21 protein-coding genes and 1 pseudogene are annotated in these 20,714 nt (G+C 64.0%); 14 read left to right on the forward strand and 8 right to left on the reverse strand.

Translation table 11 applies throughout. The features are described 5' to 3' along the window. Window positions 1–84: 84 nt before the first annotated feature. Together IVB12_RS12590 and IVB12_RS12595 are read right to left on the reverse strand one after the other, a co-directional pair. Window positions 85–1,014: a carboxylesterase family protein gene (locus IVB12_RS12590; protein ID WP_346657674.1), complete on the reverse strand. Its 930-nt coding sequence runs from the start codon at window positions 1,012–1,014 to the stop codon at window positions 85–87. Window positions 1,015–1,316: 302 nt separating this feature from the next. After that, window positions 1,317–1,886, reverse strand: a complete 570-nt coding sequence (locus IVB12_RS12595; RefSeq protein WP_247299265.1) for an alpha-ketoglutarate-dependent dioxygenase AlkB — start codon at window positions 1,884–1,886, stop codon at window positions 1,317–1,319. 79 nt (window positions 1,887–1,965) lie between these two features. Between IVB12_RS12595 and IVB12_RS12600 the strand changes: the two genes are divergently transcribed. After that, the gene (locus IVB12_RS12600) at window positions 1,966–2,106 is read left to right on the forward strand and encodes a hypothetical protein (RefSeq protein ID WP_212327277.1); all 141 of its coding nucleotides are present in this window, start codon (window positions 1,966–1,968) and stop codon (window positions 2,104–2,106) included. Window position 2,107: 1 nt separating this feature from the next. Here IVB12_RS12600 and IVB12_RS12605 read toward each other — a convergent pair. From IVB12_RS12605 to IVB12_RS12620, 4 genes and pseudogenes are all read right to left on the reverse strand, one after another. After that, window positions 2,108–2,300: pseudogene (locus IVB12_RS12605) on the reverse strand (ATP-binding protein); the annotation flags it as partial. Window positions 2,301–2,468: 168 nt separating this feature from the next. Beyond that, window positions 2,469–3,740, reverse strand: coding sequence for a DUF892 family protein (locus IVB12_RS12610; RefSeq protein WP_247299266.1), 1,272 nt, complete (start codon window positions 3,738–3,740; stop codon window positions 2,469–2,471). A 141-nt stretch (window positions 3,741–3,881) separates the two neighbouring features. Beyond that, entirely contained in the window at window positions 3,882–5,336 is a 1,455-nt protein-coding gene (hydA, locus tag IVB12_RS12615) for a dihydropyrimidinase (protein WP_247299267.1), read from the reverse strand. Between the two features lie 116 nt (window positions 5,337–5,452). Beyond that, a complete protein-coding gene (locus IVB12_RS12620; protein WP_247299268.1) occupies window positions 5,453–6,061 on the reverse strand; it encodes a TetR/AcrR family transcriptional regulator in 609 nt (202 codons plus the stop codon). A 101-nt stretch (window positions 6,062–6,162) separates the two neighbouring features. Between IVB12_RS12620 and IVB12_RS12625 the strand changes: the two genes are divergently transcribed. Genes IVB12_RS12625 through IVB12_RS12640 form a run of 4 tightly spaced genes read left to right on the forward strand, consistent with a single transcriptional unit; the run spans window position 6,163 to window position 7,663 of the window. Next, window positions 6,163–6,858, forward strand: a complete 696-nt coding sequence (locus IVB12_RS12625) for a PspA/IM30 family protein (protein ID WP_247299269.1) — start codon at window positions 6,163–6,165, stop codon at window positions 6,856–6,858. A 52-nt stretch (window positions 6,859–6,910) separates the two neighbouring features. Beyond that, complete coding sequence (locus IVB12_RS12630; protein WP_247299270.1) at window positions 6,911–7,186, forward strand: YiaA/YiaB family inner membrane protein; 276 nt, start codon at window positions 6,911–6,913, stop codon at window positions 7,184–7,186. A gap of 42 nt (window positions 7,187–7,228) precedes the next feature. Beyond that, entirely contained in the window at window positions 7,229–7,408 is a 180-nt protein-coding gene (locus IVB12_RS12635; protein WP_247299271.1) for a hypothetical protein, read from the forward strand. 48 nt (window positions 7,409–7,456) lie between these two features. Next, window positions 7,457–7,663, forward strand: coding sequence for a hypothetical protein (locus IVB12_RS12640; RefSeq protein WP_247299272.1), 207 nt, complete (start codon window positions 7,457–7,459; stop codon window positions 7,661–7,663). Between the two features lie 57 nt (window positions 7,664–7,720). Here IVB12_RS12640 and IVB12_RS12645 read toward each other — a convergent pair whose 3' ends face one another. Continuing rightward, window positions 7,721–8,560 (reverse strand): SDR family NAD(P)-dependent oxidoreductase, encoded by an 840-nt coding sequence (locus IVB12_RS12645; protein WP_247299273.1) that lies wholly within the window; start codon window positions 8,558–8,560, stop codon window positions 7,721–7,723. 189 nt (window positions 8,561–8,749) lie between these two features. Here IVB12_RS12645 and IVB12_RS12650 point away from each other — a divergent pair, with 189 nt between their 5' ends. From IVB12_RS12650 to IVB12_RS12665, 4 genes are all read left to right on the forward strand, one after another. After that, window positions 8,750–10,246, forward strand: a complete 1,497-nt coding sequence (locus IVB12_RS12650; protein WP_247277660.1) for an aldehyde dehydrogenase family protein — start codon at window positions 8,750–8,752, stop codon at window positions 10,244–10,246. 109 nt (window positions 10,247–10,355) lie between these two features. After that, a complete protein-coding gene (locus IVB12_RS12655; RefSeq protein WP_247299275.1) occupies window positions 10,356–11,465 on the forward strand; it encodes an alkene reductase in 1,110 nt (369 codons plus the stop codon). A 156-nt stretch (window positions 11,466–11,621) separates the two neighbouring features. Further along, window positions 11,622–12,125: a GFA family protein gene (locus IVB12_RS12660; RefSeq protein WP_247299276.1), complete on the forward strand. Its 504-nt coding sequence runs from the start codon at window positions 11,622–11,624 to the stop codon at window positions 12,123–12,125. A 265-nt stretch (window positions 12,126–12,390) separates the two neighbouring features. Continuing rightward, entirely contained in the window at window positions 12,391–14,052 is a 1,662-nt protein-coding gene (locus IVB12_RS12665; protein ID WP_247299278.1) for a thiamine pyrophosphate-binding protein, read from the forward strand. A 212-nt stretch (window positions 14,053–14,264) separates the two neighbouring features. Here IVB12_RS12665 and IVB12_RS12670 read toward each other — a convergent pair whose 3' ends face one another. After that, window positions 14,265–15,644 carry an LLM class flavin-dependent oxidoreductase gene (locus IVB12_RS12670; protein WP_247299281.1) on the reverse strand — a complete coding sequence of 460 codons (1,380 nt, stop codon included), beginning with the start codon at window positions 15,642–15,644 and terminating at the stop codon, window positions 14,265–14,267. 265 nt (window positions 15,645–15,909) lie between these two features. On the opposite strand from IVB12_RS12670, the gene IVB12_RS12675 reads away from it, so the two are divergent. The 5 genes from IVB12_RS12675 (at window position 15,910) to IVB12_RS12695 (ending at window position 20,592) form a co-directional block, all read left to right on the forward strand. After that, window positions 15,910–17,295, forward strand: coding sequence for a M20 family metallopeptidase (locus IVB12_RS12675; protein ID WP_247299282.1), 1,386 nt, complete (start codon window positions 15,910–15,912; stop codon window positions 17,293–17,295). Window positions 17,296–17,381: 86 nt separating this feature from the next. Continuing rightward, complete coding sequence (locus tag IVB12_RS12680) at window positions 17,382–18,293, forward strand: amino acid ABC transporter substrate-binding protein (RefSeq protein ID WP_247277654.1); 912 nt, start codon at window positions 17,382–17,384, stop codon at window positions 18,291–18,293. A 128-nt stretch (window positions 18,294–18,421) separates the two neighbouring features. Next, window positions 18,422–19,153: an amino acid ABC transporter permease gene (locus tag IVB12_RS12685; protein ID WP_247277760.1), complete on the forward strand. Its 732-nt coding sequence runs from the start codon at window positions 18,422–18,424 to the stop codon at window positions 19,151–19,153. A 2-nt stretch (window positions 19,154–19,155) separates the two neighbouring features. Further along, window positions 19,156–19,848 carry an ABC transporter permease subunit gene (locus IVB12_RS12690; RefSeq protein WP_247299284.1) on the forward strand — a complete coding sequence of 231 codons (693 nt, stop codon included), beginning with the start codon at window positions 19,156–19,158 and terminating at the stop codon, window positions 19,846–19,848. A gap of 12 nt (window positions 19,849–19,860) precedes the next feature. Beyond that, a complete protein-coding gene (locus IVB12_RS12695; RefSeq protein WP_247277653.1) occupies window positions 19,861–20,592 on the forward strand; it encodes an amino acid ABC transporter ATP-binding protein in 732 nt (243 codons plus the stop codon). The last annotated feature ends 122 nt before the right edge of the window (window positions 20,593–20,714 follow it).

Raw genomic sequence — 20,714 nt, forward strand, 5'->3', positions numbered from 1 at the left:
AGCGTTTGACGATCGTATGGCTTGATCGTCCGCATCAACGCAACTTAGGGACCGAATGAAATGGCAGGCCTGCTGTCACGCCCGCTATGGCAGTCCCCGCGCCTCGAGCTGATGCACCAGCAGCAGCGTCGGCTCGGCGAGGCTGTCGCCGGAGCCGTCGAGGCCGAAGGCGCTCGCGATGCCGTCGCGGCTGCGCAGTAGCGCACTGCGCGGGCAATGGCCGGCGCCGCAGAGCGTCTTCTTCAGGGTCTCGCCCTGCGCCACAACACCGGCGGAATCGTCCGCGGCCCAGGCCAGCACGATCGGCACGTCGACATTGAGGATGCCGGGGAAGACCGAGCGCTTGTTATATTGGCTGGCGTCGCTGCCGAGATAGGCCTTCTCGCTGTCGCTGGCGTCCTTGCCCGCACGGTAGATGCCGGACACCAGGATCACGGCGGCGACGTCGGCGCGGTCGGCCTGAAGCTCGGGATGCGCCAGCAGGGTGGCGACATGGAAGGCGCCGGCGCCGTAGCCGACCGCGACGATCTCGCGGGCATCGCCGTTGAACAGGTCGATATTGCCGTGGACCCAGGACAGTGCCGCCGCCACGTCGCTCGCGCCGGCGGGCCAGGTCGCGCCGGGCGCCAGACGATAGCCCACGCGCACCCCGATCATATCGTTGCGCGCGGCAAAGCACATCGCCTGGTCCTGGATCTGGCGGGCCAGCTCCGGCGCGGCGCGGTCGCCGGTGAAGGTGTCGCCGGCCACGAACAGCAGCACCGGCCGCGGGGTATCCGCCTTCGTCGCGCTGGTCGCGACGTCGAGCACATTGGCCTCGCTCTCGCCATAGCGCAGGCCGCGCGAGAAGGTAACCTGCTCGCACAGCCGCGCGGTGCCGCCGGCGGTCGTGTCGGAATCGGTGAGGCCCACTTGGACGAGATCGGAGGGCGGCGACGGCCGCGCCGGCAAGGGTCCGTGCGCGGAGGCCGAGGTCATGGTCAGAGTTAGGAAAAATGCCAGATAATTCTTCATGGTGATGCCGGCTTTGCGTGCCTCATATTGGCTTGCCGGTTTGGCCTGTCTATTCAATTCGCCGCATTAGTTGGCTCGGCTTGAGGCGATTTCACGGCACCTCGGTCGGCACGGGACGGACATCCCGCCCGGCCTGCAGCCGCTCTTGGAACGCAAGTTGACGGGCCGCAGGACGATTTGCGCGGCGCAGCCGTTTTATCTCGATCCGTCAAGCCGTTGCCCAGCGCCGCAAAGCCTCGAGCCGGAAACGGCTTTCTACTGTGCATGGGGTTGTTTTCGCAGTTTTTGTTTTGGACGGCCTGTCAGGCCCGCTTCATGGTTCGGAAGGTGATCGAATAGCGGCGCGCCTCGACCGGCGGAATGCTGTGCTCCCATTGCGACCGTGCCTCGCCGTCCATCATGTAGAGCGAGCGCGGCATGGCTTCGAGCGCGTGGCGCTCCCATCGGTCGCCGTTGCGGCGGCGAAAGCGGAATTTGCAGGGCGCGCCGAGCGACAGGCCGAGGACCTTGTCGAAATGCGGCTTGTCGCGGTGCCAGCCGATGCCGACGCCAACCTCATATTCGGTGCAGAGCACCTGCCGGATGTCGCCCGACGGCAGTCCCGCCCATGCCTCGACCTGGCGCGCGACGGGCGCCACCCAGTCCGGGATTGGCTCCGCCTCGGCCAGACGTTGCAGGGAGTAGTCGTAGCGATAGCCGAACGAGGCCACCCGGCGATTGCCCTCGAAGGCGCCGAACTGGAAGCGCTGGAGCGGCAATGCCGCGATGCGGCCGATCAAGGCCTGCTCAACGGCCGCCTCGATAAAATTGTCCGTATAGCGAAGCCCAGCGGGCCCTACTTGTGGTTCTGCGAACAAGCCTAGCTGCGTCATTCCTCGCACGTCCGTGATGGAACCTTATGGCGGCTGATGCGACTTACATAGGACGCGGGGAGTAATGTGCGAGGCTGTCATGGCAGAGAAGCATTCCGCCGATCCGGCAGAGATCATGCGGGCGACCGGCCATCCGGAGCTGGAATATGCCGCCGGCTGGACCATCGCCGGTCTGGTCACCATCGGCACCATCGTCGCCGCCTGGGTGTTCGCCATCTAGGCTACAGGGAATAGGCGACAGGGAATTGAAGTTCGAAAGCCGCGCCCTGGTCGGCCGGCTCGAGCCGGATTGCCATGGCTCGCCATTACCGTCTGTGCCATCGCCAACCCCATCCCGGTGCCGCCCTGTTGCGGGCGGCTGGTGCAGAAGGCGTCGAAAATCCGGCCGCGGTTGCGCAAGAAGATCGGCTCGCCGCAGGTCGAGTGCGGCATAATTGAACAGCACCGGCACCTAAGCAGTTCGCGATCGTCAAGAGCGAGAACGGCCAGTCAGCCAGCGCGGCCAGCGCAGTGCGAGGAGCAGCGCGTACCGCCCCGTAGAGGGGGGCGGTTGAACTCAGTGCGCACGCGTTCGCCAGATTCCTATTCGGCCTGCTCCAGTGCGGCGGGCATCTTCGCCACCGACATCAGCGACCGCGCCACTTGATTGAGCAGGAGATCGGCATTCTCTTCTTCGGCGAGCGACTTCGAGAGCAAGGCGACGACCGCGCTGTGACGGAGCTGCTGGGCCAGATTGCGTGCCGTGGTATAGCCGGACATCTCGTAATGCTCGACGCGTTGAGCCGCTGAGATCAGCGCGAGGTCGGCGGCTGCGTCTTCCTTCTCTTCGCCTTCCTTCATGACCTCCTGGCCTTCCTCGATCAGGCCCATCATGCCTTTGCAAGGCTTGGCCCGAGCGTTCTCGCCGAGGAGCTCGAAGCATTCGTTGATGCGTTCGACCTGGTTCTCGGTCTCGGCGAGATGCTGCTCGAACAGTTCCCGCAACTGGTCGAAACGCGCGGCCTGCGCCATCTTCGGAAGCGCCTTGGTCAACTGCTTCTCGGCATGGAGAATGTCACGTAGCTCGTGAAGCAGAAGATCGGTCAGGCCGGCTTCGTCGACGGGCGGCGAGCTCTCCGTGACGATCGTTGTGGTAGCGCCGGGCTCCGCGGACTGCAGTGCCGGGGACTCGGTGAACACCCAGTCTTCGCCTTCGTTCCACGGACCGCGGGTGTCGATTTCGCCGTGGTCACCGCTGCCGGTGGAGTCGTTGAAGTACTGGTTCACGAGGCCAGGAGTCGGAGCGATCCGGCCGACACTGAAGGCCGGTTTGGACAGGCTTTCGAGTGCGCGCGCGAAGGCCTTCATATGCGTAATCTCGCGCGTCATCAGGAATTGTAGTGCGTCTTTGCTGCCGGCGTCGTCGCAGAAATTGATCAGACGCTCGTAGACGATCTTGGCTCGCGCTTCGGCGGCGATGTTGCTGCGCAGGTCGACGTCGAGCTCCCCGGTGATCTTGAGATAGTCGGCGGTCCAGGGATTCCCCTGCGAATTGAACAGATTGATGCCACCGCCGCCGGCAATGGCAATGAGCGGATCGGCTTCCGCCGCCTGACGGTCGTTCTTTGAAGGCGCAAGATGCATCCGCGCCAGGCAGCCGACGACCTCGAGATGACTGAGCTCTTCGGTGCCGATATCCATCAACAGGTCTTTGCGGTCGGGGTCCTCGCAATTCAGCCCCTGAATCGAATATTGCATCGCGGCCGCGAGTTCGCCATTGGCGCCGCCGAACTGCTCGAGGAGCATATTGCCGAAGCGCGGATCGGGTTCGTCGACGCGCACGGTGAACATCAGCTTTTTGACGTGGTGATACATGGGGGGCTCGCGCTCTGGAAGGAAAGATACGCGACAACGAGGCGTCCGGACGTTCGTTCCTAAGCCCTCTCCAAGATTCAAGCTGTAGTTGCCCGAGGCATTGCCGCAGAAGCGATCGCTCTGATCTCGCGGCGAGGAGTATTACGGCGTCACCGCGCCGCGTTCGACCGCGCGGGGGGCGGTGAGCTTCTTCCAGGTCGAATTGGCCAGATGTACCGGCGAGAATGGCGGCCGCTCGACATAACGGCCGTCGCCTGCCTTGGCGCGCAGATCGCCATCTTTCCAGACGATGCGGCCACGGGACAACGTCGCGGCCGGCCCGCCGGTGCAGGAAAAGCCCTCGAACACGTTGTAATCGATCCGACTCATCTGCCGCTTGGCACTGATGGTCCTGGTTGCCTTGGGATCCCACACCACGATGTCGGCGTCCGATCCGGCGGCGACGGCGCCTTTCCGCGGATAGATGTTGAGAATGCGGGCGATGTTCGCCGAAGTCACCGCGACGAATTCTTCTTTGGTCAGCCGCCCGGTGGCGACGCCCGCGGTCCACAGCAGCGCGAGGCGGTCTTCGAGCCCGCCGGTGCCGTTCGGAATCTTCCTGAAGTCGCCGAGGCCGAACCGTTTCTGCGCGGTGGTGAAGGCGCAATGGTCCGTCGCGACGACCTGGAGCGAGCCGGCTTGCAGGCCGGCCCACAGGCTGTCCTGATGCGATCTGTCGCGGAACGGCGGTGACATCACGCGCTGGGCGGAGTGATCCCAGTCCTTGTTCTGGTACTCGCCGGCATCGAGCAACAGGTGCTGGATCAGCGGTTCGCCATAGACGCGCTTGCCGGCCGCGCGCGCCCGCGCAATCACCTCATGCGCTTCGCGGCAGCTGGTGTGCACGATGTAGACCGGCGTGCCCGTCATGTCCGCGATCATGATGGCGCGGTTGGTGGCTTCGCCCTCGACCTCCGGCGGTCGCGAGTAAGCGTGGCCTTCGGGGCCGGTGACGCCGCGTGCGATAAGCGCCTCCTGCATCAGGGCGACGACGTCGCCGTTCTCGGCATGGACCACCGGCATGGCGCCCAGATGAGCGCAGCGCGCGAACGAGTTGTAGAGCTCGTCATCGTTCACCATCAGCGCGCCCTTGTAAGCCATGAAATGCTTGAACGTGTTGATGCCGTAGGTTTTGACCACGGTCTCCATCTCGTCATGGATTTGCTTCGACCACGATGTCACCGCCATGTGGAAACCATAGTCGGCAGCCGCCTTCTCGGATTTGCGGCGCCAGTCCTGATACGCCGCGAGCATCGACTGGCCGGGATCGGGCAGGCAGAAATCCACCACCATCGTGGTGCCGCCGGCGAGCGCCGCTTTGGTTCCCGATTCGAAATCGTCGGCGGTGACGGTGCCCATGAACGGCATTTCGAGATGGGTATGCGGGTCGATGCCGCCCGGGAGGACGTAGGCGCCGCCGGCGTCAATCACTTCAGCGCCCGCGGGTGCATCGAGTGAGGCTCCGACCGCGACGATGGTCTCGCCGTCGATCAGCACGTCAGCACGGCGCGAATAATCGTGATTGACGACGGTGCCGCCGCGGACGAGGAGGGGCATAGAGAACTCCGGGGTGGGGCGAGGGGATAGGGCTGCGTGAAGGCTAAGCGCGGCAATCGCGATGCGACAGGCGAAATTTTAGTCAGCCACCGCCAACGGTTTTCGCCGCGCTGGCTCTACTCTGCGAGGGCGACTAGCCCAACCAGCATTGCGCGTACGAGGCCTGCGATTTCCTTGCGCAGCGCCGGCAGGGGCACGGCGACCAGCTTCTGTTCCAACCCCAGCGCCACCATGCCATGGACCGCCGAGAACAGGCTGCGCGCGGTGATGCTCAGTTCTTCCGGGCTGCGTGTTGGAAGCAGCGCGGACAGCGGCTGGTAGATGTGGCGGAACAGCTGCATCTGGTCCTCGATCGACCAGTCGGGGACGATCTTGTCGGCCTCCATGCGGTGCTCGAACAGCGCGCGCCAGAGCTGGAGATTTTCCGCGGCAAAATCACAATAGGCGATCGCGATGCGGACCAGGGCTTCTTGTGGCGATGGCTCGCTCGCGCTTTCGGCGGCGCTGAGCGCCTTGTCGAGCCGAAGCAATGTGCGCGAGCCGACCCGCAGGATCAATTCGTCGACGTCGGCGACGAGATTGTAGATCGCGCCATTGGCGCAGCCGATCTCGCGGGCAAGATCCCGGGTCTTCAGGCCAGCCAATCCCCGTTCGGCGATCATTCGTTCCGCCGCCAGAATTAGGTCTGATCGCAGTTTCTCTCGACGTTCCGAGGTTTTAGACATTTGTTTACCAAATTCGTGAGCGCCGCTCATAAATATCTTGAGCAATGCTCAAGATATGCTACAAAGCACGTGTGAGCAACGCTCATAACAGGGAGCAACAAATGTTCAAGACCGTGGTGACCCTTTTCCGCGGCAGCGTAGCCGCTGCGGGCGAGGAGCTGGAAGACCGGACCGCCCTTCTCATCCTCGATCAGCAGATGCGTGATGCGGCCGCGGCCGTCGAGCGCAGCAAGCGCACGCTGGCGCTGGCGATCGCGCAGGACCAGCAGGAGGGCCGCAAGCTCGAAGCGACGAATGCCCGCATCGCCGATCTCGAGACCCGTGCCGTTGCGGCGCTCGACGGCGGCCGCGAGGACCTCGCCAAGGACGCGGCGGAAGCCATCGCGAGCCTCGAGGCCGATCGCGATGCGTCGATGACGGCACGCGCGCTGTTCGCGACCGAGATCGCGCGGTTGAAGCGCCATGTCGCGAGCGCGCAGGCCCGCATCACCGACCTCGATCGCGGCCGCCGCATTGCCCGCGCATCGGAAGCGGTGCGCTCGCTTCGTCGCAGTGGCATCGAGGCTGCGCGTCCCTACGAATCCACGCTGCCGGAGGTGGAGGGCACGTTGAGGCGTTTGCGCGAGCGGCAGATGGAGGCCCAGGCCGCCGACGATGCCCTGGTGGAGCTCGACGCGACCACCGGTCCGCTCGCCACTGCCGAGAGACTCGCCGAACAGGGCTTTGGTCCCCGGCTCAAGACGACCGCAGACGATGTGCTGGCGCGGCTGAAGTCCAAGCGCATGCCGACTGCCTGATCTCAACCCCAATCTCCCGAACCAATCATCATTCGAACGACAGGAGACCACCATGAACAAGAACGGCCAGCCGCACAGCAGTGCTTGGGTGAGCTTCACTTACGCGTCCTTCGCAGCCTCCGCTTTCCTCGTCGCCATCGGCATCTTCTTCCTGCCGATCGACCTCTGGGTGAAGGGCTATCTCACCATGGGCATCGTCATGCTGATCCAGACCTGCATCACGCTGACCAAGACCGTGCGCGACAATCACGAGAGCAGCCGCCTCGTGAACCGCATCGAGGACGCCAAGGCCGAGCGGCTGCTGATGGAGGTGTCCAAGGCGGCTTGAGGAGAGGGGCGCGGAAGAGGAGCGCTCTATGGCGGGCGGCTGATGCTGAGCATCGCCCCCGCCGTATCTCCGGTCATTTGCAACAATCGTGGCATCGCCTGCAAAATGCAGTCGAACCATGATGGCGGGGTGTTGCGCTCATATGTTGCCGAGATCCTTTACATGCTGAGGCTTGCTACCTGGTTGTCCAGGTCAGAGCAGGCTTTGCCGATTGTGATTTGAACGCAGGTGCGATATGGCTCTCGCGCTTTCCAGAGGCGGAGACGAGCATTGTCGAAACAATCGTTGCGTGAGGAGGCCGAGCGCCTGATCCGCGAATCGATGGAAAAGAGATCCATCGTCGTCAAGCAGGGCACCACCCGCATCGAGGCCGTCTGCGGCAAGTGCGGCGCGCCGAACCGGATGCAGGCGGAAAAGGGCCAGACCCGCGTCAAGTACGCCTGCAAGGATTGCGGGCACAAGCAAGAGACGCTGTAGGCGGGCTGATCTCACGGTGCTGTCGTGCTCCAGCTCCTCAGCATGAGGGTCTGATAGTCAGTCGCCCTCCACAAACGTCTTGAACGCATCCGCGTAATCCGAGTGCCACCGCGACAGCGGAGGGCGGTTCTCGATGATGTCGGCCCACAGCATGCGCTTCTCGTCGAGTGCGCGCGGCACGTCGTTGTCCGGGCACAGGATGTAGAAGTCGCCGGCCTCGATCCGCGCCAGCATGAAGTCGACGGTCTGCTCCGGCGTCCAGGCGCCTGCGGGCTTCTCGGTGCGGCCCTTCGCGGTAAGGCCGGTGAAGACGAAACCGGGGATGAGCAGATGCGCGGTGATGTGGCAGCCCTTCGTGTTGCGCAGCTCGTGCTGGAGCGCTTCCGTAAAAGCTTTCACGCCGGCCTTGGAGACATTGTAGGCGGGATCGCCCGGCGGGGTGGTGATGCCTTGCTTCGATCCGGTGTTGATGATGAGGCCTGGTTTGCCGCGCGCGATCATGCCCGGCGCGAAGATGCGCGAGCCGTTGATGACGCCCCACATGTTGACGCCGATGATGCGCTGCCAATTGTCCGGCCCGGCGAACAATGTGCTGCCGGGCTGGATGCCGGCATTGTTCATCAGAATGTCGGTGCCCCCGAAGCGTTCGCCTACGGCGCCTTCGAGTTCCGTCACGCTCTCGGCCTTGCTGACATCGGCGGTAAACGTCATCACATTCGCAGCACCTGCGACGGATGACAGTTTTGTTGCGGCCTCGGCCAGCCGCACCTGATCGAGATCGGCGATGCACAGCTTCATGCCGATGCGCGCGAACGCCGTGGCGGCGGCAAATCCGATCCCGGACGCGCCTCCTGTGATCACGGCAACGTTGTCTTTGACGATGGCGGGATGTGACATGGCGGCCTCCGGCGAAGCTACGTTGCGTTCCGCCGCGTTATAGCACGTGTCTCGTGCCACCCTGCACAAGTCGGCATGGGAGGTCTTCGCTCCGCGCCGCCTTTACGCCTCTCCGGCGCCGCTGTATTTTGTGGGACGAACGATCCCGCCCAGATCGAACCAATCAATCACCTGACAGGGAGTGCAGCCATGGCTGTGTCGCAGGCTATTCCGATCACGCGCCATCCATTCGCCAATGGGTCCTACAAGCAGATGCTGGTCGACGGGAAGTGGGTCGACGCTGCCTCAGGCAAGCGTTTCGAAACCCGCAATCCCGCCACCGGCGAGCTGCTCGCAACCGTCGCCGAGGGAGACAAGGAAGACATCGACCGTGCAGTCGCCGCGGCCCGCCGCGCCTTCGAAGGACCCTGGAGCAAGGTCAAGCCGTTCGAGCGGCAGAACCTGCTGCTCAAGCTCGCCGATCTCGTCGAGAAGAATTTCGACGAATTGTCGCAACTCGACACGCTCGACATGGGGGCCCCCGTCAGCCGGACCCGCGCCTATCGCCTGCGCGCCATCGGCATGCTGCGTTACTACGCCGGCCAAACCACCGCGATCCATGGCGAGACCATCGAGAACTCGCTGCCTGGCGAGATCTTCTCCTACACGCTGAAGGAGCCGGTCGGTGTCGTCGGTGCCATCATCCCCTGGAACGGGCCGCTGACGGCGACCATCTGGAAGATCGGTCCGGCGATCGCGACCGGCTGCACGGTGGTGCTCAAGCCTGCCGAAGAAGCGCCGCTGACCTCGCTGCGCATCGCCGAGCTTGCGATGGAAGCGGGCGTGCCGCCCGGCGTCATCAACGTCGTTCCCGGCTATGGCGAGACCGCGGGCGCGGCGCTCGCCTCCCATCACGACGTCGACAAGGTCGCCTTCACCGGCTCGCATGTCACGGGCCAGTCGATCATCCGTGCGTCGGCCGGCAACCTCAAGCGCGTCTCGCTCGAGCTCGGCGGCAAGTCGCCGGACATCGTGTTCGCCGATGCCGATCTCGATGCTGCGGTACCGGGCGCCGCGATGGCGGTGTTCGCCAATTCGGGGCAGATCTGCAGCGCCGGAACGCGCCTGTTCGTCGAGCAGTCGATCTACGAGGAGTTCGTCGGCCGCGTTGCGGAGTTCGGCAAGAAGCTGCAAGTCGGAAACGGCCTCGATCCCAACACCCAGATCGGCCCACTGGTATCCGAGCAGCAATTGGAGCGCGTCACCGGCTATCTCGATATCGGCCAGAAGGAAGGCGCCAAGGCGCTTGCCGGCGGCGGACGTGTCACCGAAGGCGCTCTGTCGAAAGGCTTCTTCGTCTCACCCACGGTGTTCGCGGGCGTCCAGGACAACATGCGCATCGCGCAGGAGGAGATCTTCGGTCCCGTCATCTCCGCGATCGCGTTCAAGGACATGGATGAGTTGGTCAAGCGCGCCAACAACACCACTTTCGGCCTCGGCTCGGGCCTATGGACCCGCGACGTCAGCAAGGCCCATGCGGTAGCGAAGAGTCTGCGCGCCGGGTCGGTGTGGGTGAACTGCTACCAGGCGATGGACCCGGCTGTGCCCTTCGGCGGCTACAAGATGAGCGGCTACGGCCGCGAGTCGGGCAAGCAGCACGTCGAGGAATATCTCAACGTGAAGGCCGTCTGGATCAAGACGGCGTAGTTTCCCTCCTCCGTTTCGCAAGGAGGAATATTGCCTTCGTGGGGCGGCGCCCTTCCGGTAGCCGCCCCGCTATATGATCGTCAGCCATTCGTAGCCATTTGAGGCCAGCATGAAATTCGAGGCGTTGTTTCGACCGTTGCAGGTCGGTCCGTACAAGCTCGCGCACCGCGTCGCGATGGCGCCGCTGACGCGCATGCGGGCGGAGCGCGAAACTTTCGCGCCGCGGCCGCTCAACGCCGAATATTACGGCCAGCGCGCGACGCCGGGCGGCTTGATCATCGCGGAAGCCTCCCCTGTGCTCTCGCACGGCCGCGGCAATCCGGCGACGCCGGGTATCTATTCGGAGGCGCAAGTTGCGGGCTGGCGCAAGGTGGTCGACGCGGTGCACGCCAAAGGCGGCATCATCTTCCTCCAGCTTTGGCATGTCGGCCGCGTCTCGCATTCCTCCTTCCACGGTGGCGCGCTGCCGGTGTCGGCCTCGGCGATCCCGATCAAGGCCGAAGGCATGAAGGCGATGACCGCCGACGGCAAGATTTCGGACTACGAGACACCGCGCGCGCTGGAGACCGAAGAGGTCAAGGACATCGTCGAGGCATTCCGGCAGGGTGCCAAGAATGCGCTCGCCGCCGGCTTCGACGGAGTCGAGATCCACGGCGCCAACGGCTATCTGCTCGAGCAGTTCCTGCAATCGCGCAGCAACCAGCGCACTGATCAGTATGGCGGATCGGTCGAGAACCGTGCGCGGCTGCTGTTCGAAGTGACGCAGGCCGCGATCGATGTCTGGGGAGCGAACCGCGTCGCCGTCCGGCTGTCGCCTCACGGCATCGCCAATGATTCCGGCGAGCCCGATCCGATGCCGCTCTATACCCATATCGTGACGGCGCTCGACAAGCTCGGTCTTGCCTATTTGCACTTCATCGAGCCGCGTTCCAGCGGCGCGGGCCGCGCCGAGCCCTCCGCGATGGTGCTGTTCCGCCCGCTCTACAGCGGCGTGCTGATGACCGCCGGCGGCTTCACCGGCGGGAGCGCGAATGCCGCGATCGCCGACGGATATGCCGACATCATCGCCTTCGGTCGCATCTTCATCTCCAACCCCGACCTGCCGCGGCGTCTTCGGCACGGCTTCCCGATCACGCCGTACAATCGTGCGACGTTCTACGGTGGGGAGGAGAAGGGGTACACGGATTATCCGGCGTATGACGAACTGACGCCGGCCTGAACTGTTTCCGTCATTCCGGGGCGACGCAACGCCTCGAGCCGGGAATCCATGTCGCATCCTGGCGTGCGCCTGATGGATTCGGGCTCGCGACTTCGCCGCGCCCCGGAATGACAATCGTGTATTCTCGTCCTCGCAATGACGACGGAGAGAATCCCCATGGCCAAAGCCGCCGCCGCCGCAGGAATTGCCACCGGGCAATGTCTCTGCGGCAAGGTCAGCTTCGAGATCGACGTGCCTGCGCGCTGGGCCTGGCATGATCATTCCGCCGCCAGCCGCCGCGCCCATGGCGCGGCCTACGCGACCTACGTCGGGAGCTGGAAGAAGCGCTTTCGCATCACCGCTGGCAAGACTGCGCTCACGCGGTACGAGGACAAGGCCACGAACACCACCCGCAGCTTCTGCTCGCATTGCGGCACGCCGATCGCCTATGAGCGCCCGCGCGGGCCGCACATGGTCAACATCCCCCGCGCGCTGTTCAACGAGCGCACCGGCCGTCAGCCGCTCTATCACATCGCGATCGAAGAGCTGCAGGAATGGGCCTATGCCGGCGAGCCGCTGGTCCCGCTGAAAGGCTTTCCGGGCGTGGTCTGGCAGCGCTCGAAAAGGAAGAAGCGGGCGAGGGGCGAGGATCCGTTCGAATTGGGCCGGGAGGAGCTGTAGCGCACCGCGCACACAGCTCTCGTGCCCTGGACGCAGCGCAGCGCCCCTTCGGCGGTGCGCTGCTGAGCCGCGGCCCATGCTACCAACCATCGTCGTGCGAGTTCTGGGTCCCGGCTCTGCGTCGCAACGTTACACGTTTGCGCCGCGTCCGAGACACGGAGTGGCGCTCGCGCAACGCAGCCATGACCGCGCTTCCTTGCACGCTTCCTCCGACTTCGGCCATCATACGCCCGTCCTTGCGGCAACGTCCGCTCCTGGAGGAAACATGAAGAACAAGATCACCGGCCGCTCCGCCTTTCTCGCGCTGCTCAAGGACGAAGGCATCACTCATCTGTTCGGCAATCCCGGCACGACCGAGTTGCCGATCATGCATGCGCTGAAGGATCACCCTGATCTCACCTATGTGATGGCGATGCAAGAGAGCCTGGTCGTCGCGATCGCCGATGGTTACAGCCGCGCCTCCGGAAAGCTCGTCGCTTGCAACGTCCATGTCGCGCCCGGCCTCGGCAACGCGATGGGCTCGCTCTACAACGCCCAGTTCACGGGCACGCCGATGATCCTCACCGCCGGCCAGCAGGAGCAGGGCCACGGCTTGATGGAGCCGGTGCTGTACGGTCCCTTGGTACGCATGGCCGAGCCGCTGGTGAAATGGGCGGTCGAGGTGACGCGGCTCGAGGACCTGCCGCGCATCGTGCGCCGCGCGGCAAAGGTCGCGACCACGCCGCCGACCGGCCCCGTGTTCATCTCGCTGCCTGGCGACATTCTCAATAGCGAGGCGGGCATCGATCTCGGCCGTTCCACCCGCATCGACGCGCGTACCAGACCATCAGATGGCGCGCTCAGGGCCTTTGCTGCCCGGCTGCTGAAAGCCGAGCGTCCTGTGATCGTCACCATGGACGAAGTGGTCAAGAGTGACGCGCTGAAGGAGGCGGCTGAATTGGCGGAGTTGCTCGGCGCCGCCGCGTTTCAATCCTCGACAGCTTATGGTGCGCACTTCCTCTCGGAGAGCCCGAGCTTCGTCGGCACGCTGGCGCGGGTTCAGAAAGCGGCGCGCGATACGCTCGCGCCCTACGATCTCCTGATTGCGCTTGGCGGCGATCCGCTGCGGATGTCGGTCCATAGCGAGCTCGATGCGCTGCCGGATGGTCTCGGCATCGTGCAGATCGGTCTCGTCGATTGGGAGATCGCCAAAAATTACGGCGCCGAGATCGCGCTGAAGGCGGATTTGAAGGAAACGCTGCGCGCGCTGATCCCGGTGCTGAAAGAGATGGGCGGCGTAACACTCGCGAGCCGCGCCAAGCAGCGCCTCGCCGAGCTCGTGCCGAAGAATTGGACTGCGCGCCGCGCCGCGCTGATCGAGCAGATCAACAAGAGCGCCGGCCGCACACCGATCGACCCGGACTTTCTGGTGCTGCAAATGATCCAGGCCATGCCCGACCATGCCATTCTCGTGGACGAAGGGCTCACCTCCAGCCGCCAGATCACCAACCTGCGCCCGCATCGTGAACGCTACGGCTATCACGGTCTCGCCTCCGGCGGCATCGGCTGGGGCCTGCCTGCCTCGGTCGGCGTCAGCATCGCCAATCCGGATCGCCCCGTCGTCTGTTTCTCTGGCGATGGCAGCGCGATGTATTCGATCCAGGCGTTGTGGACGGCGGCGCATCACAAGCTGCCGCTCAACGTCGTCATCGCCAATAATGGCGGCTACCGCATCATCAAGCAGCGCCTGCTCGCATTCCATGGCGATGACAATTACGTCGGCATGGATTTCGTCGATCCGCCGGTGGATTTTGCGGGCGTCGCCAAGGCGCTCGGCTGCGAGGCGATCAAGGTCAGCGATCCCCGCGAGCTGAAGGCGACGCTGTCGTCGGCGCTTGGCCGGCCGGGGACGAAGCTGATCGAGGTGCTGGTGGACGGGAGGGTGTAAGTGGCAGCGCTGCCTCCAAGTTCTCAGCTGTCATCGTCCGCGAAGGCGGGCGATCCAGTATTCCAGAGACGGCTGTGATTCCTCGATAGGCCGCGGCGTACTGGCTGCCCCGGTCCCGGCTGCGCTAGGCTACGCCGGGCCTGCAAACTCACTCGGCCGGCTAAGCTTCAGCGAAGAGGGCAAGCCGGGGCATGACAGTGAGGATGTGGCTCCTACCCCGTCTTCCCCACCCGATACCCCGCTGCCGGATGCGGCGCGCCTAACCGGGCACGTCCTTGGCCGAACAGCTTCTCCCGCAGCGTGCCCTTGGCATAGCCCGGCTTGTACCGTCCGCGCCGGGTCAGCTCCGGCACCAGCATGTCGGCGATGTCCTCGAAATCGCCGGGCGAGATCGCGAAGGCGACGTTGAGGCCGTCGACATCGGTCGCCTCGAACCATTGCTCGATCTTGTCCGCAACCATCTCCGGCGTGCCGATCACGACCGGGCCGGCGCCGCCGATGCCGACATGCTCGATGACGTCGCGCACGGTCCAGACCCGGTCCGGATCGGCCCGGGTGACGTTGTCCATGGCGCTGCGGCCAGCGTCGTTCTGGACGTGCCGGACCTGCTGGTCGAGGTCGTATCCGGAGAAGTCGACGCCGGTCCAGCCCGACATCAGCGCCAGCGCGCCTTCGGGGCTGATATGGCGGCGATAGTCGGCGTATTTCTCTTTCGCCTCGGCTTCCGTCCGTCCGAGGATGATCGTCATCATCGAGAACATCAGGATTTCGGCCGGGTTGCGGCCGAGCGCGGCGGCCTCTTGCCGGATTGCTGCCACGCGCGGCGCGATCACCTTGGCCGACGGTCCCGACATGAACACGCATTCGGCATGCTTCGCCGCGAATTGCCGGCCGCGCGGCGAGGTGCCGGCCTGGTACAGCACGGGCGTGCGCTGCGGCGACGGTTCGCTGAGATGAATGGTGTTGTTGATGCGGTAGTTCGCGCCCTCATGGTTGACGCGATGAACTTTCGCGGGATCGGTGAAGATGCCGCGCGTCCGGTCTCGCAGCACGGCATCGTCCTCCCAGCTTCCTTCCCAGAGCTTGTAAACGATCTCCATATATTCGTCGGCGATGTCGTAGCGGTCGTCGTGCCCGGTCTGCTTGTCCTTGCCGGCGCCGCGCGCGGCGCTGTCGAGATAGCCGGTGACGACGTTCCATCCGATCCGTCCCTCGGTGAGGTGATCGAGCGTCGACATCCGTCGCGCGAACGGGTAGGGCGGCTCGAAGGACAGGTTGCTGGTGACGCCGAACCCGAGATCTTGCGTTACTGCCGCCATCGCCGAGAGCAGCAGCAGCGGCTCGTTCGACGGCGTCTGTGCTGCGTTGCGCAAGGCTGCGTCAGGGCTGTTGCCGTAGACGTCATAAACCCCGAGCACGTCGGCGAGGAACAGCCCGTCGAATCGGCCGCGCTCCAGCGTCTTGGCGAGATCAATCCAATAGGGCAGGCGGTTATAGTTGGCGGTGCGATCACGCGGATGGGTCCACAGGCCCGGTGACTGGTGTGCGACGCAATTCATCGCAAAAGCGTTGAGCCTGATCTCTTTGGCCATGACGGTCCCTCGGCACTCTGTACTGAGCGCTCTTCGAATGGTAGACGTGCGCCCGAACTTGGCGAAGTTCTTGCATATCCTAGACTTGGATGTCTCGGCCTTGGCAAGGCCAAAATCCGCAGCGCTGCCGCACTTGGCAAGCCAGTCTCAAGAGAGCAAGAACCAAATTCCAAGAGAACTCCAACAACCATCGAAGTCCCGCCACTTTCGAAGAGCCGCCCGTCTCGGGTAATGTCCTTCGTCTCAAAATCTCGAAAAGCAAGTCATGACCAGAGCCGACGCCATCGCCCGCGCCCGCGAGGATTTCAAATCCGGTGCGTTCCTCACCGAGCTCGACCGCCGCGTCGCTTATCGGACCGAGAGCCAGAATCCCTCGCGCGGCACTGAGCTGCGCACCTATCTGGAACAGGAAATGCAACCGGCCTTTGCCGCGCTTGATTTCACCAGCCGCATCGTCGAATCCCCGAGCGGCAAGGCGCCGTTCCTGTTTGCCGAGCACCACGAGAGTGCCTCAGCGCCGACCGTGCTGATCTACGGCCATGGCGACGTCGTCGACGGCATGGAGGGCGAGTGGCGCGACGGCCGCGATCCCTGGCGCACGACGGTTGCGGGCACGCGCCTCTATGGCCGCGGCACTGCCGACAACAAGGGCCAGCACAGCATCAACATGGCGGCGCTGCGCGCCGTGCGCGAGGCGAGAGGCGGCAAGCTCGGCTTCAACGCCAAATTCATCGTCGAGATGGGCGAGGAGATCGGCTCGCCCGATCTCGGCAAGGTCTGCGACCTCAATCGCGATGCGCTCAAGGCCGATCTGTTCATGGCCTCGGACGGGCCGCGTCTGTCCGCCGACCGTCCGACGCTGTTTCTGGGCTGCCGCGGCGGCATCCGCATCCATCTCGATGTGAACTTGCGCGACGGCGGTCACCATTCCGGCAATTGGGGCGGCGTGCTCGCCAACCCCGCGACCATCCTGGTCAACGCGATCTCCACGCTGGTTGACGGCCACGGCCGTCTCCAGCTTGACGCGCTGAAGCCGCCGCGGCTCACCAACCAGATCCGCAGCTATCTCGCCGACGTGCAGGTGGTGCCGACCGCGGATGAGCCGGCGCTGGCGGAGAATTGGGGCGAGGAGAGCCTGTCGGCGGCCGAACGGCTCTACGCCTGGAACACGCTGGAAGTGCTGGCGATGGCATCGGGCAATATCGAGAAGCCGGCGAACGCCATTCCCGGACATGCCAATGCCGTGCTGCAACTGCGTTTCGTGGTCGGGACGAAGATCGAGGGTCTGATCGAGGCCATCCGCGCGCATCTGGTCGCAAAGGGTTTTCCGATGGTCGAGGTGCGGGCGGCCCAGAGTTTTGCCGCATCGCGGACCGATTTCGACAGCCCCTGGATCAATTGGGCGGCCAATTCAGTGCAGGAGACGACCGGCAAGGCGCCGGCCGTGCTGCCGAATTTCGGCGGCTCGCTGCCCAACGACGTGTTCTCCGAAATCCTGGGCCTGCCGACGATCTGGGTGCCGCACTCCTATCCCGGTTGCTCCCAGCATGCGCCCAATGAGCACATCCTGCTGCCATTGACCGAAGAGGCCTTGACGGTGATGGCCGGGCTGTTCTGGGATCTCGGCGAGTTGCCGGCGCCGTTAACCTGAGCCTTTGATCCAGCCGAAAGTTACATTCTAATCCGGCTCGATTTGTGCTTGCATCCGGGCCGCATCATCTGAAAGGGGAATAAAAAGTGAAACATTTCCGTTACATCGGGCTCGCGCTTGCCGCCACCTTCGCCGTCAGCCAGGCCGGGGCCCAGGAGCTGACCGGCACGCTGAAGAACATCAAGGACACTGGCGCGATCACGCTGGGCTTCCGCGACTCCTCGATCCCGTTCTCCTATCTCGATGACAACCAGAAGCCCATCGGGTTCGCGATGGACATCTGCTACAAGATCGTCGACGCCGTGAAGAAGGAGCTCAAGCTGGACAAGCTCGAGGTCAAGCTCAATCCGGTGACCTCGGCGACCCGCATCCCGCTGATGGCGAACGGCACCATCGATCTCGAATGCGGCTCGACCACCAACAATGCCGAGCGCCAGAAGCAGGTCGCTTTTACCAACACCCACTATCTGACGGCCAGCCGCTACGTGTTCAAGAAGTCGAGCGGCCTGAAGTCGATCGACGATCTCAAGGGCAAGACCGTGGTCTCGACCGCCGGCACCACCAACATCAAGCAGCTCACCGAGGCCAACGTTGCCAAGGGCCTCGGCGCTAACATCATTCCGGCCAAGGACCACGCCGAGGCCTTCCTGATGGTCGAGACCGACCGCGCGGTCGCCTTCGTGATGGACGACATCCTGCTGGCGAGCCTGGTGGCCGGCTCGAAGAACCCGGACGACTATGCCATCTCCAAGGATGCGTTCTCCAAGCCCGAGCCTTATGGCATCATGCTGCGCAAGGACGACCCCGCCTTCAAGAAGGTGGTCGATGCGGCGACGGCGGCGCTCTATACGTCCGGCGAAGCCCAGAAGATCTACGATAAGTGGTTCACCCAGAAGATCCCGCCGAAGGGACTGAACCTCAACACGCCGATCTCGCCAGAGCTGAAGAACGAGTTCGCCAAGCCGACGGACTCGCCGAATCCGGACGATTACAAGTAAGATCGAGCTGTTCGCCTCTCCCCGCTTGCGGGAGAGGCGGTACATTTCGGACATTCTGGAGGGAGAATGGCCGGACATTTGCATAGACGCCGGGACATCCATGATCGGCGCGTTCGCGCGGGGGACACGTGAACTACAACTGGAACTGGGGAATCTTTTTCCAGCCGAACCCGATGGGGACCGGCACCTATCTCGACATGCTGCTGTCGGGGCTGGTGCTGACCCTCAAGACCGCGGCGCTGGCGTGGGTCATCGCGCTGATCACCGGCTCCATCGTCGGCGTGATGCGCACGCTGCCGTCGAGGGGAGCGAATTGGTTCGGCTTTGCCTATGTCGAATTCTTCCGTAACATGCCGCTGCTCGTGCAGCTCTTCCTGTGGTTCTTTGTGCTGCCGGAACTGCTGCCAAGAGGCGCCGGCACTTGGCTGAAGCAGCTGCCGAACGCGCCGTTCTGGACGGCCGCGATCGGTGTCGGCTTCTTCATGTCGGCCCGCGTCGCCGTGCAATTGCAGGCCGGCATCGGTTCGCTGCCGCGCGGGCAGAAGATGGCCGCAACCGCCCTGGGTCTGACCACGGTGCAGGGCTATCGCTACGTGCTGCTGCCGATGGCGTTCCGCATCATCCTGCCACCCTTGACCTCTGAGTTTCTCAACACCATCAAGAACACGGCGGTTGCGATCACCATCGGCCTGCTCGAGTTGACCGGACAGGCGCGCTCCATGCAGGAATTCTCGTTCCAGGTGTTCGAGGCCTTCACCGCTGCGACTATCCTCTATCTCCTCGTCAACGCCGTCGTCGTGACCGCGATGCGCTTCCTCGAGCGCTGGGTTGCGATCCCCGGCTACATCACGGGGAAATAGCGATGTTCGGCAATCTCGATTTCGACGTCATCCGCCGCGCGCTGCCCTATTTGTTCTATGAGGGCATGACGTTCACGCTGACGCTAACGGGGCTCGCAGCACTCGGCGGGTTGGTCTTCGGCACGGCACTCGCGCTGATGCGGCTCTCCGGCTTCAAGATCCTTGGCCGGATCGCCGGCGTTTATGTCGACTTCATGCGCTCGCTGCCGCTGGTGCTGGTCATCTTCTGGTTCTATTTCCTGGTGCCCTATATCGGGCAGTGGCTGACCGGCGCCTCGCGCCCCATCAGCGTCGGCGCGTTCGCATCGTCGCTCATCACCTTCATCATGTTCGAGGCGGCGTACTTCTCCGAAATCATGCGCGCCGGCATCCAGTCGATCTCGCGCGGGCAGCCGGCTGCCGCCAGCGCGCTGGGGCTGACTTACGCCCAGACCATGCGCTATGTCGTGCTGCCGCAGGCCTTCCGCAACATGCTGCCGGTCCTGATCACGCAGACCATCGTGTTGTTCCAGGACACCTCGCTGGTCTACGTGCTGTCGATCACCGACTTCCTCGGCGCCGCCAGCAAGGTGGCGCAGCGCGACGGGCGCCTGGTCGAAATGTATCTGTTCGCAGCAATCGTCTACTTCACCATTTCCTGTATCGCGTCCTACGGCGTTCGCCGCCTCCAGGCGCGCATCGCCATCATCCGATAGAGCGTGTCCGTCATGATCGAAATCAGCCACGTCAACAAATGGTACACGCCGAGTTTCCAGGTGCTGACGGATTGCACCACCAGCGTCACCAAGGGCGAGGTCGTCGTGGTCTGCGGTCCCTCGGGCTCGGGCAAGTCCACGCTGATCAAATGCGTCAATGCGCTGGAGCCGTTCCAGAGCGGCGACATCCTGGTCGACGGCACCAAGGTCAACGATCCCAAGACCAATCTGCCGAAGCTGCGTTCGCGCGTTGGCATGGTTTTCCAGCACTTCGAGCTGTTTCCGCATCTCAAGATCATCGACAATCTCTGCCTCGCCCAGGAGAAGGTGCTGGGGCGCCCGCGTGACAAGGCGCAGACCAAAGGCATGCAGCTTCTGGAGCGCGTCGGGTTGATCGAGCAGGCGCAGAAATTCCCGGCGCAGCTCTCCGGCGGGCAGCAGCAGCGCGTCGCCATCGCTCGCGCGCTGGCGATGGATCCGATCGTCATGCTGTTCGACGAGCCGACCTCGGCGCTGGACCCCGAAATGGTCAGTGAAGTGCTCGACGTCATGGTCGATCTCGCCCGCGAAGGCATGACCATGATGGTCGTCACCCACGAGATGGGTTTTGCCCGCAAGGTCGCCAACCGCGTCATCTTCATGGACCGCGGCGAGATCGTCGAGGACGCAGCGAAGGACGATTTCTTCGGCAAGCCCCGCAGCGACCGCGCGCAGAAATTCCTGTCGAAGATCCTGTCGCATTAATCACCGCTGTCATTCCGGCGCGACGACTTCGCGAGCCCGGAATCCATTGTGCGGCAGTACGCGAGATGAGATCGATTCCTGGCTCATTCGCTTTGCGAATGCCCCGGAATGACGCATCGAGG

The organism is Bradyrhizobium sp. 179 (assembly GCF_023073535.1).
Classification (GTDB): domain Bacteria; phylum Pseudomonadota; class Alphaproteobacteria; order Rhizobiales; family Xanthobacteraceae; genus Bradyrhizobium.

Excerpts from the sequence above, each read along its gene's own strand:
- IVB12_RS12590 (WP_346657674.1), bottom strand. The coding sequence starts at position 1,014 with ATGAAGAATTATCTGGCATTTTTCCTAACTCTGACCATGACCTCGGCC.
- IVB12_RS12595 (WP_247299265.1), bottom strand. The coding sequence starts at position 1,886 with ATGACGCAGCTAGGCTTGTTCGCAGAACCACAAGTAGGGCCCGCTGGG.
- IVB12_RS12600 (WP_212327277.1), top strand. The coding sequence starts at position 1,966 with ATGGCAGAGAAGCATTCCGCCGATCCGGCAGAGATCATGCGGGCGACC.
- IVB12_RS12610 (WP_247299266.1), bottom strand. The coding sequence starts at position 3,740 with ATGTATCACCACGTCAAAAAGCTGATGTTCACCGTGCGCGTCGACGAA.
- hydA (WP_247299267.1), bottom strand. The coding sequence starts at position 5,336 with ATGCCCCTCCTCGTCCGCGGCGGCACCGTCGTCAATCACGATTATTCG.
- IVB12_RS12620 (WP_247299268.1), bottom strand. The coding sequence starts at position 6,061 with ATGTCTAAAACCTCGGAACGTCGAGAGAAACTGCGATCAGACCTAATT.
- IVB12_RS12625 (WP_247299269.1), top strand. The coding sequence starts at position 6,163 with ATGTTCAAGACCGTGGTGACCCTTTTCCGCGGCAGCGTAGCCGCTGCG.
- IVB12_RS12630 (WP_247299270.1), top strand. The coding sequence starts at position 6,911 with ATGAACAAGAACGGCCAGCCGCACAGCAGTGCTTGGGTGAGCTTCACT.
- IVB12_RS12635 (WP_247299271.1), top strand. The coding sequence starts at position 7,229 with ATGCTGAGCATCGCCCCCGCCGTATCTCCGGTCATTTGCAACAATCGT.
- IVB12_RS12645 (WP_247299273.1), bottom strand. The coding sequence starts at position 8,560 with ATGTCACATCCCGCCATCGTCAAAGACAACGTTGCCGTGATCACAGGA.
- IVB12_RS12650 (WP_247277660.1), top strand. The coding sequence starts at position 8,750 with ATGGCTGTGTCGCAGGCTATTCCGATCACGCGCCATCCATTCGCCAAT.
- IVB12_RS12655 (WP_247299275.1), top strand. The coding sequence starts at position 10,356 with ATGAAATTCGAGGCGTTGTTTCGACCGTTGCAGGTCGGTCCGTACAAG.
- IVB12_RS12660 (WP_247299276.1), top strand. The coding sequence starts at position 11,622 with ATGGCCAAAGCCGCCGCCGCCGCAGGAATTGCCACCGGGCAATGTCTC.
- IVB12_RS12665 (WP_247299278.1), top strand. The coding sequence starts at position 12,391 with ATGAAGAACAAGATCACCGGCCGCTCCGCCTTTCTCGCGCTGCTCAAG.
- IVB12_RS12670 (WP_247299281.1), bottom strand. The coding sequence starts at position 15,644 with ATGGCCAAAGAGATCAGGCTCAACGCTTTTGCGATGAATTGCGTCGCA.
- IVB12_RS12675 (WP_247299282.1), top strand. The coding sequence starts at position 15,910 with ATGACCAGAGCCGACGCCATCGCCCGCGCCCGCGAGGATTTCAAATCC.
- IVB12_RS12690 (WP_247299284.1), top strand. The coding sequence starts at position 19,156 with ATGTTCGGCAATCTCGATTTCGACGTCATCCGCCGCGCGCTGCCCTAT.
- IVB12_RS12695 (WP_247277653.1), top strand. The coding sequence starts at position 19,861 with ATGATCGAAATCAGCCACGTCAACAAATGGTACACGCCGAGTTTCCAG.